Origin of the sequence: Streptomyces anulatus, from assembly GCF_014650675.1 — a bacterium.
In the GTDB taxonomy this organism is placed as follows: domain Bacteria; phylum Actinomycetota; class Actinomycetes; order Streptomycetales; family Streptomycetaceae; genus Streptomyces; species Streptomyces anulatus.
The window spans coordinates 461,054-475,531 of the sequence record NZ_BMVK01000006.1 but is presented as its reverse complement, the minus strand read 5'-3'; the positions used below and the strand labels follow the sequence as shown (position 1 = coordinate 475,531).

General features: G+C 71.8%; 11 protein-coding genes. 10 read left to right on the top strand and 1 reads right to left on the bottom strand.

Annotation, left to right across the window (positions count from 1 at the left end; genetic code table 11):
- Positions 1-28: 28 nt before the first annotated feature.
- Positions 29-835, top strand: a complete 807-nt coding sequence (locus tag IE272_RS18570; protein WP_050362308.1) for an aminotransferase class IV family protein — start codon at positions 29-31, stop codon at positions 833-835.
- 65 nt (positions 836-900) lie between these two features.
- Here IE272_RS18570 and IE272_RS18565 read toward each other — a convergent pair whose 3' ends face one another.
- Complete coding sequence (locus IE272_RS18565; RefSeq protein WP_050362307.1) at positions 901-2,703, bottom strand: glycoside hydrolase family 15 protein; 1,803 nt, start codon at positions 2,701-2,703, stop codon at positions 901-903.
- 442 nt (positions 2,704-3,145) lie between these two features.
- Here IE272_RS18565 and pyrG point away from each other — a divergent pair, with 442 nt between their 5' ends.
- The 9 genes from pyrG (at position 3,146) to IE272_RS18520 (ending at position 14,364) form a co-directional block, all read left to right on the top strand.
- A complete protein-coding gene (gene pyrG, locus IE272_RS18560; protein ID WP_050362306.1) occupies positions 3,146-4,813 on the top strand; it encodes a CTP synthase in 1,668 nt (555 codons plus the stop codon).
- Positions 4,814-4,901: 88 nt separating this feature from the next.
- Positions 4,902-5,528, top strand: coding sequence for an NUDIX domain-containing protein (locus IE272_RS18555; RefSeq protein WP_050362305.1), 627 nt, complete (start codon positions 4,902-4,904; stop codon positions 5,526-5,528).
- Between the two features lie 210 nt (positions 5,529-5,738).
- Positions 5,739-7,871: an ATP-binding protein gene (locus IE272_RS18550; RefSeq protein ID WP_057661827.1), complete on the top strand. Its 2,133-nt coding sequence runs from the start codon at positions 5,739-5,741 to the stop codon at positions 7,869-7,871.
- Positions 7,872-8,014: 143 nt separating this feature from the next.
- Positions 8,015-9,130 (top strand): alanine dehydrogenase, encoded by a 1,116-nt coding sequence (gene ald, locus IE272_RS18545; protein WP_056703375.1) that lies wholly within the window; start codon positions 8,015-8,017, stop codon positions 9,128-9,130.
- A gap of 368 nt (positions 9,131-9,498) precedes the next feature.
- Complete coding sequence (locus IE272_RS18540; protein WP_007448578.1) at positions 9,499-10,617, top strand: ParA family protein; 1,119 nt, start codon at positions 9,499-9,501, stop codon at positions 10,615-10,617.
- Entirely contained in the window at positions 10,614-11,174 is a 561-nt protein-coding gene (locus IE272_RS18535) for a hypothetical protein (protein ID WP_050362303.1), read from the top strand. Before IE272_RS18540 ends, IE272_RS18535 begins: the two co-directional genes overlap by 4 nt.
- Before the next feature lie 129 nt (positions 11,175-11,303).
- Positions 11,304-12,368, top strand: coding sequence for a segregation and condensation protein A (locus tag IE272_RS18530; RefSeq protein WP_190007290.1), 1,065 nt, complete (start codon positions 11,304-11,306; stop codon positions 12,366-12,368).
- Entirely contained in the window at positions 12,365-13,021 is a 657-nt protein-coding gene (gene scpB, locus IE272_RS18525; RefSeq protein WP_050362301.1) for an SMC-Scp complex subunit ScpB, read from the top strand. The genes IE272_RS18530 and scpB overlap by 4 nt, the downstream gene beginning before the upstream one ends.
- Positions 13,021-14,364: a pseudouridine synthase gene (locus tag IE272_RS18520; RefSeq protein ID WP_073960207.1), complete on the top strand. Its 1,344-nt coding sequence runs from the start codon at positions 13,021-13,023 to the stop codon at positions 14,362-14,364. Before scpB ends, IE272_RS18520 begins: the two co-directional genes overlap by 1 nt.
- The last annotated feature ends 114 nt before the right edge of the window (positions 14,365-14,478 follow it).

Below are 14,478 nucleotides of genomic sequence, written 5' to 3'. Positions count from 1 at the left end.
ACCGGTGTCAGGCCCTAACGTCCGGGCCATGAACCAGGATTCCCCGTACATCGTGCAGGTGAACGGCCGGACGGCCACCACCGGCGACCTCGCGCCGCTCGCCTTCGCCGGCCATGCCCACTTCACCGCCGTACAGGTCACGGACGGCCGGGTCCGCGGCCTCGACCTCCACCTGGAGCGGCTGAGATCCGCGTCGGCGGAGCTGTTCGGCCGGGCTCTGCCGGACGACCTGGTGCGCTCGTATCTGCGTACTGCGCTCCGTGACGGACCGGCCGATCTCTCGCTGACGGCCACGGTCCACTCCCCGGCGGGCGAGTTCACCGCGGCCGACGCCGAACCCGCGCTCCTCGTGCGCACCGGCCCGGCGTCGTCCGGCCCCGCCGGGCCGCTCGCCCTGGCGGCGGTCCGGCACGACCGGTTCCTGCCGCACATCAAGCACGTCGGCGAGCCGGCCAAGACGCATCTGCTCCGGAAGGCCGTCGCCGACGGCTTCGACGACGCCGCGTTCCTGGACGGGGAGGGCAGGTTCAGCGAGGCGACGATCTGGAACCTGGCCTTCTGGGACGGCGAGTCGGTGCTGTGGCCCCGGGCCGGCCTGCTGACCGGGACGACCATGGGCATCGTCCGCCGGCAGCTGGACCGGCTCGGAGTCGGGCAGCGGACCGTCGCGATCACCCCCGACGACCTGCCCGCCCTCGCCGGCGCGGTCGTCATGAACTCCTGGACGCCGGGCGTGCCCGTCCACCGGATCGGCGCGGCCGAGCTGCCGGCCGCCCCGCCGTTCCTGGAGCTGCTCCACCGGGCGTACGCGGCCGAACCGCTCACCGCCCCCTGAGAACCCTGACAACGCGCGACGGCCGCCCCGGAGATCCCGGGGCGGCCGTCCTCACCGTCGGCGGTTCAGCCGACGTACGCGCCACTCGCCGTCAGCCGCAGAGCCGTGTCGATCAGCGGGACGTGACTGAACGCCTGCGGGAAGTTCCCCACCTGGCGCTGGAGGTTGGAGTCCCACTCCTCGGCCAGCAGACCCAGGTCGTTGCGGAGCGACAGCAGCTTCTCGAACAGCTGGCGCGCCTCGTCGACCCGGCCGATCATCGCGAGGTCGTCGGCCATCCAGAAAGAGCAGGCCAGGAACGCGCCCTCGTCGCCCGCCAGACCGTCGACGCCTGCCTCCTCGCCCTCCGTCGGGTAGCGCAGGATGAAGCCGTCCTCCGTGGACAGCTCCCGCTGGATCGCCTCGATCGTGCCGATGACCCGCTTGTCGTCGGGCGGCAGGAAGCCCATCTGCGGGATGAGCAGCAGCGAGGCGTCCAGCTCCTTCGACCCGTAGGACTGGGTGAAGGTGTTGCGCTCCTTGTCGTAGCCGCGCTCGCAGACGTCCCGGTGGATGTCGTCGCGGAGCTGGTACCACCGCTCCAGCGGGCCTTCGACGTCCCCGGACTCGACCAGCTTGATCGTCCGGTCGACCGCGACCCACGCCATCACCTTCGAGTGCACGAAGTGCCGGCGCGGCCCGCGCACCTCCCAGATGCCCTCGTCGGGCTCCTCCCAGTGCTTCTCCAGATACTCGATCAGCTTGAGCTGGAGGCCCATGGCGTAGTCGTTGCGGGTCAGACCCGTCATGTGCGCCAGGTGCAGCGCCTCGGTGACCTCGCCGTACACATCGAGCTGGAGCTGGTTGGCCGCGCCGTTGCCGACCCGGACCGGGCCGGAGTTCTCGTAACCGGGCAGCCAGTCCAGCTCCGCCTCGCCGAGCTCGCGCTCGCCGGCGATGCCGTACATGATCTGGAGGTTCTCCGGGTCGCCCGCCACGGCTCGCAGCAGCCACTCGCGCCAGGCGCGGGCCTCCTCCCGATAGCCGGTGCGCAGCAGCGAGGAGAGGGTGATCGCGGCGTCCCGCAGCCAGGTGTAGCGGTAGTCCCAGTTCCGTACGCCCCCGATCTCCTCGGGCAGCGAGGTGGTCGGGGCCGCGACGATGCCGCCGGTCGGCGCGTACGTGAGGGCCTTCAGCGTGATCAGGGAGCGGACGACCGCCTCCCGGTAGGGCCCGTGGTACGTACACTGATCGACCCATTCGCGCCAGAACAGCTCGGTCGCCTCCAGGGACCCCTCGGGTTCGGGGAGGGCGGGCGGCCCGTGGTGCGAGGGCTGCCAGCTGATCGTGAACGCCACCCGTTCGCCGGGGCCGACGGTGAAGTCGGAGTACGTGGTCAGGTTCTTGCCGTACGTCTCGGCCTCGGTGTCCAGCCAGACGGAGTCCGGACCGGCGACGGCGACCGTGCGGTTGTCGACCTTGTGCACCCAGGGCGTCACCCGGCCGTAGCTGAAACGCATCCGCAGTTCCGAGCGCATCGGCACCCGGCCGCTGACGCCCTCCACGATCCGGATGAGCTGCGGCGCGCCGTCACGCGGCGGCATGAAGTCGGTCACCCGTACGGTGCCGCGCGGTGTGTCCCACTCCGATTCCAGGACGAGGGAGTCACCGCGATAGCGCCGCCGGTCGGCGAAGGCTGGTTCTGTTCCTTCCGCTCTCGCGGGGCCCAGGCGCCAGAAGCCGTGTTCCTCGGTGCCCAGAAGCCCCGCGAACACGGCGTGCGAGTCGAAGCGGGGCAGGCACAGCCAGTCGGCCGTGCCGTCCCGGCAGACCAGGGCAGCGGTCTGCATGTCTCCGATGAGTGCGTAATCCTCGATGCGCCCGGCCACGTGCGTCTCCAGTCGAACGGCCATGTCGCCCCGTCAAAGGGCGCTTACTGCGGGTCAAGGGGGTCGTAGGGTCTTTCACCCGGGAAGATCCGACGAGTCCTGAACCGGAGGGCGGCCTGGGTGGTGCCGCCGCCCGGCCGTCTCGGCAGCGAGTGTTTGAGCAGGATACGACGCACCACGAAGATCCGCGCGACGGTCTCCGCAACATCTCTGAGCTGATCGAGTGGGACGTGAAGTGGCTGCGGTGAAGGTGTGACGCCCCTGTGCAGGGTGTGGCCGGAAGCAGCCTCCCGCCGTCGCTGTTACCCTGGTAGCCCGTGGACCGGTGGTCGTTCGCGACAGCGCACGAGGCCCCCGAACCGCAGCGACGGCGCCCCCGGAATCTCCGGTTGGGCGGCCGGTACGCACCTCAGAATCGCGACCACGGGAGCCCCCTTTGGCTATGCAGCCCACATCCACGACGACCAAGCACATCTTCGTCACCGGGGGTGTCGCCTCCTCCCTCGGCAAGGGTCTGACTGCCTCCAGCCTGGGTGCCCTGCTCAAGGCGCGGGGCCTGCGGGTCACCATGCAGAAGCTCGACCCCTACCTCAACGTCGACCCGGGCACGATGAACCCCTTCCAGCACGGTGAGGTGTTCGTCACCAACGACGGCGCCGAGACCGACCTGGACATCGGCCACTACGAGCGCTTCCTCGACGTCGACCTCGACGGCTCCGCCAACGTGACGACCGGCCAGGTCTACTCGCAGGTCATCGCCAAGGAGCGGCGCGGCGAGTACCTGGGCGACACCGTCCAGGTCATCCCGCACATCACCAACGAGATCAAGCACCGCATCCGCCGCATGGCCGCCGACGACGTGGACGTCGTCATCACGGAGGTCGGCGGCACGGTCGGCGACATCGAGTCGCTGCCGTTCCTGGAGACCGTCCGCCAGGTCCGCCACGAGGTCGGCCGGGACAACGTCTTCGTCGTCCACATCTCGCTGCTGCCCTACATCGGCCCCTCCGGCGAGCTGAAGACCAAGCCCACCCAGCACTCGGTGGCCGCCCTGCGCAACATCGGCATCCAGCCGGACGCCATCGTGCTGCGCGCCGACCGCGAGGTCCCCACCGCCATCAAGCGCAAGATCTCGCTGATGTGCGACGTCGACGAGACCGCCGTGGTGGCCTGCCCGGACGCCCGGTCGATCTACGACATCCCCAAGGTGCTGCACACCGAGGGCCTGGACGCCTACGTCGTGCGCAAGCTCGACCTGCCGTTCCGGGACGTCGACTGGACCACCTGGGACGACCTGCTGGACCGGGTCCACAACCCCGACCACGAGGTCACCGTCGCGCTGGTCGGCAAGTACATCGACCTGCCCGACGCCTATCTCTCGGTCACCGAGGCGATCCGCGCCGGCGGCTTCGCCAACAGGGCCCGGGTCAAGGTCAAGTGGGTCACCTCCGACGACTGCCGGACCGCGGCGGGCGCCGCCGAGCACCTCGGCGACGTCGACGCGATCTGCATCCCGGGCGGCTTCGGCGAGCGCGGTGTCGACGGCAAGGTCGGCGCCATCCGCTACGCCCGCGAGAACAAGGTCCCGCTGCTCGGCCTCTGCCTCGGCCTCCAGTGCATCGTGATCGAGGCGGCCCGTTCCCTCGCCGAGATCCCCGACGCCAACTCCACCGAGTTCGACGCCGCCACCTCCCACCCCGTCATCTCGACGATGGAGGAGCAGCTCGCCTACGTCGAGGGCGCCGGCGACCTGGGCGGCACCATGCGGCTCGGCCTCTACCCGGCCAAGCTCGCCGAGGGCTCCCTCGTCCGCGAGGCCTACGACGGCCAGCCGTACGTGGAGGAGCGCCACCGCCACCGCTACGAGGTCAACAACACCTACCGGGCCGAGCTGGAGAAGAAGGCCGGACTGGTCTTCTCCGGAACCTCCCCGGACAACAAGCTCGTCGAGTACGTCGAGTACCCGCGCGAGACGCACCCCTACCTGGTCGCCACCCAGGCGCACCCGGAGCTGCGCTCCCGCCCGACCCGCCCGCACCCGCTCTTCGCGGGTCTGGTGAAGGCCGCCGTCGCGCGCAAGGTCGCCGCGGCGAAGGGCGCGGACGCGTAACACCGAGGCATTACGGTTGACCGGGGTACGGATCCTGCGCGGATCGGTACCCCGGTTTCCGTTGGTTCGTGGGAGGACGTGGACGTACATGGGTATCCAGGACAAGCCCGAGGAGTGGCAGGTCACCGCGACCGCGACCCCCTTCACCGGCAACAAGACCAGCGTCCGCACCGACCAGGTGGTGATGCCCGACGGGTCCGTCCACGGCCGTGACTACCAGGTCCACCCCGGCTCCGTGGCCGTCCTCGCGCTCGACGACGACGACCGGGTCATCGTGCTGCGCCAGTACCGCCACCCGGTACGCCACCGGCTCTGGGAGATCCCGGCCGGACTGCTCGACGTCCCCGGCGAGAACCCCCTGCACGCCGCTCAGCGCGAGCTGTACGAGGAGGCGCACGTCAAGGCCGAGGACTGGCGGGTGCTGACCGACGTCTACACCACGCCCGGCGGCTGCGACGAGGCCGTGCGCATCTTCCTCGCCCGCGACCTCTCCGAGGCGGAGGGCGAGCGGTACGCGGTCTCCGAGGAGGAGGCCGACATGGAACACGCCCGGGTGCCGCTGCCCGAGCTGGTCCGCTCGGTGATCGCGGGAGACGTGCACAACAACTGTCTGGTCGTCGGGGCGCTCGCGCTCTCCGCGGTGCGCGCGGGCGACGGAGTCGACTCCCTGCGCCCCGCCGACGCGCCCTGGCCGGCCCGGCCCTTCGAGGCCTGACGGACCGTCTGGGCCCCTGCCCCACCCCCCGATCGGACGATCACGGGAACCGGTGATCGTAAAAAATGAAGAAATGCTGATCCGATCGGGGGATGTTCCTCGCGCTCCGCCCCATCTCCGCAGTGATCGTCGTCACCGCTGAACTACGCTCGAAATGCACCCGACCGGAGTTCCGGCGGGCACCGCGTGCAGCGAAGTGGAGCGTGGCTCGTGACCGATCAGGCGGTGGACACCAGCGGCCCGGCAAAGGCCCCGGGGGCCGAGGAGCCGTCCGGCGCCGTCCCGCCCCGATTCTTCGGCCGCGAACGTGAGTTGAAGGCCCTGCGGGCGGACATCGAGCGCGCCGGCCTCGACACCCTGGCCGGCCGCAAGGCCCCCCGCGCCCGGGTCCTGCTCATCGCGGGCCGGCCCGGCTCCGGCCGCAGCGCGCTCGCCGAGGAGCTGGCCGGGGCGCTCACCGGAACCGACGCCGCCGGGGCCGCCGCGAGCGCCACGGGCGCGCTGCCCTGGGCCGTTCCCGGCACCGGCTCCGGCGACTACCCCGACGGGGTGCTCCGGGTCGGCCTCACCGACCCCGGCGGCGGACGCGTCCCCACCGAACGCAGCGCGGGCGAGATCCTCGGCCTCCTCGGGGTGGCGGTCCCGCCCGGCGCCGACCAGGACGAACTGTCCGAGATGGTCCGCGAGGCCCTCGCCGTGCGCCGGCTCGTCCTCGTGCTCGACGACGCGGCCGACGCCGAACAGGTCGACCCGCTCCTCCCGGAGAACCCGGACTGCCTGGTCCTCGCCACCGCGACCGGACCGCTGACCGGCATCCCCGACGTACGGCCCTGCACCCTCGGCGGACTGGAGGCGGGCGCGGCGGTGCGGCTGCTCGCCCGCGTCATCGGGCAGGTCCGCATCACCGTCGACCCCCGCACCGCGGAGAGCCTGGCCGAGGAGTGCGGGGGACAGCCCGCGGCGCTCGCCCTGATGGGCGGCCTGCTCGCCGCCCACCCCATGGCCTCGGTCGCCGACGTCGCCAAGCAGTTGCACGAGCTGCCCGACTCCGGCGAGCAACTGCCCACCGGCGCCCGCCCGCTGGCCCGCGCGTTCCGGCTCGTCCACGACTCCCTGCCGGGAACCGCCGCCCGGATACTGCGCCTGCTGGCCCTCGCCCCCGCCGGGCTCGCCGACGCCCACACGGCCTCCGCGCTGGCCGGCTGCTCGGTCTCCGCCGCCCGCTCCACCCTCGACGACTTCGTGAAGCTCGGGCTGCTGCGGACGGACGGCGCGGCCCACCCCCAGTACGCGGTGCCCGGCTGCCTCGCACCGATGCTGCTGGCCCTCCTGGAGGACCGGGACCGGCCGGCCGAGATCCAGCTCGCCCGCGCCCGGATGCTGGAGCGGACCGTGCGCCGGCTCCAGTCCTGCCGGGCGGTCACCGAACCGGAGGGCTCGACCGCCCGCCGCAAGCTCGCCGGCCTGCCCCGCTCGCTGCGCTTCCCGAACGCGGACGAGGCGGGCGCGTGGCTGCGGGTCCGCCAGCCCGCCCTGCTCGCATCGGCCCGGCTCGCGGTGGCGGACGGCGAGCTCGACACCCTGGCCCGGCGGCTGGTGGCGGCCCTGGTGCGGGCGCTGGCCGCGCACCGGGGGACGGAGGAGGCCGCTCCCGAGCTGTACGGGCTGCACGGTCTCGTCCTGGACGTGGCGCTGCGCCGCGAGCTGCCCCGCGAGCAGGCGGCCGCCCTGCTGAATCTCGCGGACCTGGACGCCCGTACCGGCCGCACCCGGGAGGCGCTGACCCGCTACCGCGCCGCGCTGGACGCCGGAAAGGCGGCGAAGGACCTGTACGCCACCGGGCGCGCGATGGAATCCGTAGGCGGCGCGTACGAGGAGCTGGGGGACTACCACCGGGCCGCCGACTGGTACGGCCGGGCGCTCTCCCAGCGTCTGACCCAGGGGGAGCGTGCCGACGAGGCCCGGCTGTACGGGCGGCTCGGAGCGGTCCACACCTACGCCGGGCGCTACGGCGAGGCGCTGCGGAACTGGCGCGCCGCCGCGGCGGGCCGGCGCAGGCTCGGCGATCCCGCGGCCCAGGCGCGGGCGCTGAGCGAGGCGGCCCGGGTCCAGGAGTACGCGGGCCGGCCGCACGATTCGCTCCAGACCTGTCAGGAGGCCGTCGACCTGGCCCGGCGGGCCGGTGACGTGCGGCTTCAGGCGGCGCTCCAGCTGCGGCTGGCCGACACGCTGGACCGGCTCGGGGATCCCGCTGCGGCCAGGCTGCACCGGGGTGCTGCCGACAGATTGCTGGGTGAGGAGCCCTCAGCCTACGAAATCCGTAGTGCTTCGACAGAAAATTAAGGCTTTGTAAGGCTAGACAGCGCGAAGTCCTTCATTAGACTGGCTCTGCCGCGTTCCTTCGTGGCGTCTCCATTTAAGCTGTATATGTCCGGGTGTGCACCGTTGTGCCCGGGTAACCCTCCGAGCCAAGGACCGTGATCGACGTGAAGGTCGGCATCCCCCGCGAAGTCAAGAACAACGAGTTCCGGGTGGCGATCACCCCCGCCGGAGTGCATGAGCTCGTCCGCCACGGCCACCAGGTCGTCATCGAGAAGGACGCCGGTGTCGGCTCGTCCATCACGGACCAGGAGTTCGTCGCCGCCGGCGCGCAGATCCTGCCCACCGCCGACGAGGTCTGGGCCGCCGCCGACCTGCTGCTGAAGGTCAAGGAGCCGGTCGCCGAGGAGTACCACCGCCTCCGCAAGGACCAGACCCTCTTCACGTACCTGCACCTCGCCGCCTCCCGCGAGTGCACCGACGCGCTGCTGGCCTCCGGCACCACCGCCATCGCCTACGAGACGGTCGAGACCGCGAACCGCGCCCTCCCGCTGCTCGCCCCGATGTCCGAGGTCGCGGGCCGCCTCGCCCCGCAGGTCGGCGCGTACCACCTGATGCGCTCCGTCGGCGGCCGCGGCGTGCTGCCCGGCGGTGTCCCCGGCACCGCGGCGGGCAAGGCCGTCGTCATCGGCGGCGGCGTCTCCGGCTGGAACGCCACGCAGATCGCCGTGGGCCTCGGCTTCCACGTCACGCTGCTCGACCGCGACATCAACAAGCTCCGCGAGGCCGACAAGATCTTCGGCACCAAGGTGCAGACCGTCGTCTCCAACGCCTTCGAGCTGGAGAAGGCCGTCGTCGAGGCCGACCTCGTCATCGGCGCCGTGCTGATCCCCGGAGCCAAGGCCCCGAAGCTGGTCACCAACGAGCTCGTCGCCAAGATGAAGCCCGGAAGTGTACTTGTCGACATTGCAATCGACCAGGGTGGCTGCTTCGAGGACTCGCGTCCGACGACCCACGCCGAGCCGACCTTCCAGGTCCACGACTCGGTCTTCTACTGCGTCGCCAACATGCCCGGCGCGGTGCCCCACACCTCCACCTACGCGCTCACCAACGCGACGCTTCCCTACATCGTGGAGCTCGCGAACCGGGGCTGGGCCGACGCCCTGCGCCGCGACGCCGCCCTCGCCAAGGGCCTCAACACCCATGAGGGCCAGGTGGTTTACCGCGAGGTGGCCGAGGCGCACGGTCTCCCGCACGTCGAGCTGGCCGCGCTCCTCGGCTGACGGGTCAACCTTCTCCGTCAACATCGCACGTCCGGCCGGACCTTGCCGAGCAAGGTCCGGCCGGACGCGTATCGGGCCCTGTGGGGCCCTTGCGCAACTCGCGCCGAACGTAACCCTTTACCCGTTTCGTGCAGCGGTGAAATGTGCGGCTTGGTCGCTGTGCACCCTTGACAGCGAGGCGTTCGATTGCCGACACATCGGGCCGGGTCCGGCGGATTGTGTTGCTGCGGACCGGTGACACGCCATAGAGTCGCCAATCGTCGGCATGGTGCCACGCTGACCTATCGATAAGTTTCCTGGTCACGTCCAAGGAGGTAAGACGACTTGTGAATGAGTCGACAATTACTCCCGGGGGTGGTCAACCAGGGATGCCTGCACGGGGTCTGAGCCCGATCGGGCTCGAAGCTGTCGGCTCCGTCGCTGTCCGCACCTTCGCCACCCAACAGCACATGACGACAGCCCCCCAGATGATGGACGGCCTACACGTGAACGCCACGGCCGGCAACGAGAGCAGCCGGGACACCGACCGCTTCGCCGACTTCGCCGAGGTGCCCGAGGGGCACTTCTACGACCCCGACGCCGAGTACGAGCCCGATCCGGAGTACGCGGCCACCCTCGCGCCCGACGCCGCGCGTCAGCGCCGCGAGCGCATCGGCCCGACCGGACGGCCCCTGCCGTACTTCCCGATCCCGGGTCCCCTGACCGACCACGGCCCCGCGAAGATCATCGCGATGTGCAACCAGAAGGGCGGCGTCGGCAAGACCACGTCGACCATCAACCTGGGCGCCGCGCTCGCGGAGTACGGACGCCGGGTCCTGCTTGTCGACTTCGACCCGCAGGGCGCCCTCTCCGTCGGCCTCGGGGTCAACCCGATGGAGCTGGACCTCACCGTCTACAACCTGCTCATGGAGCGGGGCATGACGGCCGACGACGTCCTGCTCAAGACCGCGGTCCCCAACATGGACCTGCTGCCCAGCAACATCGACCTCTCCGCGGCCGAGGTGCAGCTCGTCAGCGAGGTGGCCCGCGAGTCCACGCTCCAGCGCGCCCTGAAGCCGCTGATGGCCGACTACGACTACATCGTGATCGACTGTCAGCCCTCGCTCGGCCTGCTCACCGTGAACGCCCTGACGGCCGCTCACAAGGTCATAGTGCCGCTCGAGTGTGAGTTCTTCGCGCTGCGCGGGGTGGCGCTGCTCACCGAGACCATCGAGAAGGTCCAGGAGCGGCTCAACCCGGAGCTGGAGCTCGACGGCATCCTCGCCACCATGTACGACTCCCGTACGGTGCACAGCCGCGAGGTCCTGGCGCGCGTCGTCGAGGCCTTCGACGAGCACGTCTACCACACGGTCATCGGCCGCACGGTCCGCTTCCCGGAGACCACCGTCGCCGGTGAGCCCATCACCACCTACGCCTCCAACTCGGTCGGCGCAGCCGCCTATCGCCAGCTCGCCAGGGAGGTGCTCGCCCGGTGTCACGCCGAGTGAGTCTGCCGGGGGCCGACGAACTGTTCCGTACCACCGGAGGCGGGATGGGCCTCCAGCCGTCCTCTCCGGCGGACCGGCGACGCAAGGCGAACGGCGAGCCGAGGGTGCCCGCGCCCGCCGGGGAGAGCGACCCCTCCGGCCAGGCCCCGCCCGCCGACCGTGAGGAGCACGCCGCGGCCGACGCCGACGGCGGCGACTCGCGCGGCCGAGGCGGCGAGGGCGAGCGTCCCCCAACCGCCAAGGCCGCATCCGGCGAGCGCCCCGCGTCCGCCCCGGCCGAGCAGCCCCCGGCGGTCCAGCAGCAGCGCAGGCGCGGCGGCGGACGCGGCGCCAACCGCCGCCCCAGCGGCCGGGAACGCCACGACGAGAAGATCACGGTCTACGTCTCCGCCGAGGAGCTGATGGACCTCGAACACGCCCGGCTCGTCCTGCGCGGCGAACACGGCCTCGCCGTCGACCGGGGCCGCATCGTCCGCGAGGCGGTGGCGGTGGTCCTGGCCGACCTGGAGTCCCGGGGCGACGCGAGCATCCTCGTACGGCGGCTGCGCGGCCGCTGAGCGGCACGGCGCGGGTAGCCTGCCCCAGGGCCTGTCGTCACCTTCCCGCCTGCCGGGCGGCGTCCGGCACACCCTGGTCCCGCCGGTCGGCGGGACCCGTCCGCGCTGCCGTCCCACCCCTGGACCACCATGCCCACGCCCGACGACCCCGCCGCACCGCGCCGCCGTGCCCTGGGGCGGGGGCCGGGGGCGGTACCGCCCGTGGAGGCGGAGAGGACGGCTGCCGAGGCCGTACGGGAGCCGGAGCCCGTGGAAGCGGTACGGGAGCCGGAAGCCGCACCCGAGCCGGAGCCCGTAGGACCTGAGCCCGTACCGGAGCCGGAGGCTGAGGGGGAACCGGAAGCCGTGCGGGAGCCGGCGTCGGCCCCGGAAGCGGACGGCAAGCGCTTCACCGTCCGGCTGGTGAACTTCGAGGGCCCCTTCGATCTCCTCCTCCAGCTGATCTCCAAGCACAAGCTGGACGTGACCGAGGTCGCCCTGTCGAAGGTCACCGACGAGTTCATGGCGTACCTCCGCGCCATGGGTCCCGAGGGCGACCTCGACCAGACCACCGAGTTCCTCGTCGTCGCCGCCACGCTGCTCGACCTCAAGGCCGCCCGGCTGCTGCCCGCCGCCGAGGTCGAGGACGAGGCGGACCTCGCGCTCCTGGAGGCCCGGGACCTGCTCTTCGCGCGGCTGCTCCAGTACCGCGCGTACAAGAGGATCGCCGAGATCTTCCAGGGCCGCCTGGAGTCGGAGGCCCGCCGCCACCCCCGTACGGTCGGGCTGGAGGACCAGCACGCCGCGCTGCTGCCCGAGGTGGTCATCAGCATCGGGCCCGAGGGCTTCGCGAAGCTCGCCGTGAAGGCGATGCAGCCGAAGCCCAGGCCCCAGGTGTACGTCGACCACATCCACGCCCCGCTGGTCAGCGTCCGGGAGCAGGCGGGCCTGGTGGTGGAGCGGCTGCGCGAGGCCGGGGCGGCGGTGAGCTTCGCGGTGCTGACCGAGGACGCGCCGGACACCCTGACCGTGGTCGCCCGGTTCCTGGCCCTGCTGGAGCTGTACCGGGAGAAGGCCGTCACCCTCGACCAGGACGAGGCGCTGGGCGACCTGCTGGTGGCGTGGTGCGGCGGGGTGGACGCGGAGCCGGTGGTGACGGACGAGTTCGACCGGGAACCCGACAGGGGTACGGACGGGAAGGGCGTACGGGAATGAGCGAGCAGCCGGACCGTGAGGCCGACGGGGGCGCGGTCGCCGCGCTCGATCTGAAGCCCGCCCTGGAGGCGGTCCTCATGGTCGTCGACGAGCCCGCCACCGTCGACCACCTGGCCAAGGTGCTCCAGCGGCCCCGCAGGGCCGTGGCGGACGCGCTGCGGGAGCTGGCCGACGAGTACACGGTGCAGCGCCGGGGGTTCGACCTGCGGCTCGTCGCCGGCGGCTGGCGGTTCTACACGCGCCCCGAGTACGCGGCGGCCGTGGAGGGCTTCGTCCTGGACGGCCAGCACGCCCGGCTCACCCAGGCCGCGCTGGAGACCCTGGCGGTGGTCGCGTACCGGCAGCCGGTGAGCCGCTCGCGGGTCTCGGCGGTGCGCGGAGTGAACTGCGACGGCGTCATGCGGACCCTCCTCCAGAGGGGCCTGGTGGCGGAGGCGGGCGCGGAACCCGAAACAGGTGCGATCCTGTACAGGACGACGAACTACTTTCTGGAGCGAATGGGCCTGCGCGGCCTGGACGAGCTCCCGGAGCTCGCGCCCTTCCTCCCGGAGGCGGACGCGATCGAGGCTGAGACGCTAGAGGGTGTGCCGTCGTTCGATCCGGACGCACCGGACACCCCGGATACTCACGCAGACGACAAGACGGAATTTTGATGCGAAGCAGTGGCAGGAACAGCGGAAGCGGCGGCGGCGGAGGCCGGAGCGGCGGTCAGGGCGGTCGTCCCGGCGGCCAGGGCGGTCGCCCCGGAGGTCAGGGCGGCGGACGCGGCCAGGGCGGACGTGACGGCGGCGGGTCCTTCCGCCAGGGCCAGGGACAGGGCGGCGGCCAGGGCGGACGCTCCGGCGGCCAGGGCGGCGGACGCGGCGGCAGCAGCCAGGGCGGGCGGCCCGGATCCTCGGGCGGCCGTCCCACCGGCCAGGGCGGTCGTCCCGGCGGCCAGGGTGGCCGTCCGAGCTACCAGGGCGGACGCGACGAGCAGGAGCAGCGCCCCCGCCGTCCCCGCCCGGAGGAGCGCCGCTACGACGTCGGCAACGACGCCCCCGGCGCCCGCGCCGAGCAGGACGGCCCCCGCAAGGGCCGCGGCGCGGCCGCCCGCGGTGGCGCCAAGGGCGGCCCGAAGCCCGCACAGGGCGGCAGCGGCCGCACCGGCGGTTTCCGCCGTGCCGCCCCCTCGCGCCCCCGCGAGCTGGACGCCAAGATCGAGCAGCGCAACCGCGACCGGTATGCGAACAAGCCCGAGATCAACCTCCCCAAGACCCACCCGGGCGCCGAGCAGGAGGGCGAGCGGCTGCAGAAGGTCCTCGCCCGCGCCGGCATGGGCTCCCGCCGGGCGTGCGAGGAGCTGATCGAGCAGTCCCGCGTCGAGGTCAACGGCGAGATCGTCGTCGAGCAGGGCATGCGCGTCGACGTGCACCAGGACGAGATCAAGGTCGACGGCCTGACGGTCGCCGCCCAGTCGTATCTCTTCTTCGCGCTGAACAAGCCCGCCGGTGTCGTCTCCTCGATGGAGGACCCGGACGGCCGTCAGTGCCTCGGCGACTACGTGACCAACCGCGAGACGCGGCTGTTCCACGTCGGCCGCCTGGACACCGAGACGGAGGGCATCATCATGCTCACCAACCACGGTGAGCTGGCCCACCGCCTCACGCACCCCAAGTACGGCGTGAAGAAGACCTACCTGGCCGCCATCCAGGGCCCCCTGCCGCGCGACCTCGGCAAGCGGCTCAAGGACGGCATCCAGCTGGAGGACGGCTACGCCCGCGCCGACCACTTCCGCGTCGTCGAGAACACCGGCAAGAACTACCTGGTCGAGGTGACCCTCCACGAGGGCCGCAAGCACATCGTGCGCCGGATGCTGGCCGAGGCGGGCTTCCCGGTCGAGCGGCTCGTGCGGACGTCATTCGGGCCGATCCCGCTGGGCGACCAGAAGTCCGGCTGGCTGCGCCGCCTCACCAACACCGAGGTCGGCATGCTGATGCGCGAGGTCGGCCTCTAGCCCCACCCGACGTCGTACTGAGGCCCGCGGCCGGTATCTGTTCGGAAAGTTCGAACAGAACCGGCCGCGGGCCTTTTGCCGCCCCCGTCCAGCCTTTATAGTCAGAGTGACCAT

Coding starts and splice junctions, on each gene's coding strand:
- IE272_RS18570 (WP_050362308.1), top strand. CDS start 29: ATGAACCAGGATTCCCCGTACATCGTGCAGGTGAACGGCCGGACGGCC.
- pyrG (WP_050362306.1), top strand. CDS start 3,146: ATGCAGCCCACATCCACGACGACCAAGCACATCTTCGTCACCGGGGGT.
- IE272_RS18555 (WP_050362305.1), top strand. CDS start 4,902: ATGGGTATCCAGGACAAGCCCGAGGAGTGGCAGGTCACCGCGACCGCG.
- IE272_RS18540 (WP_007448578.1), top strand. CDS start 9,499: ATGCCTGCACGGGGTCTGAGCCCGATCGGGCTCGAAGCTGTCGGCTCC.
- IE272_RS18530 (WP_190007290.1), top strand. CDS start 11,304: ATGCCCACGCCCGACGACCCCGCCGCACCGCGCCGCCGTGCCCTGGGG.
- scpB (WP_050362301.1), top strand. CDS start 12,365: ATGAGCGAGCAGCCGGACCGTGAGGCCGACGGGGGCGCGGTCGCCGCG.
- IE272_RS18520 (WP_073960207.1), top strand. CDS start 13,021: ATGCGAAGCAGTGGCAGGAACAGCGGAAGCGGCGGCGGCGGAGGCCGG.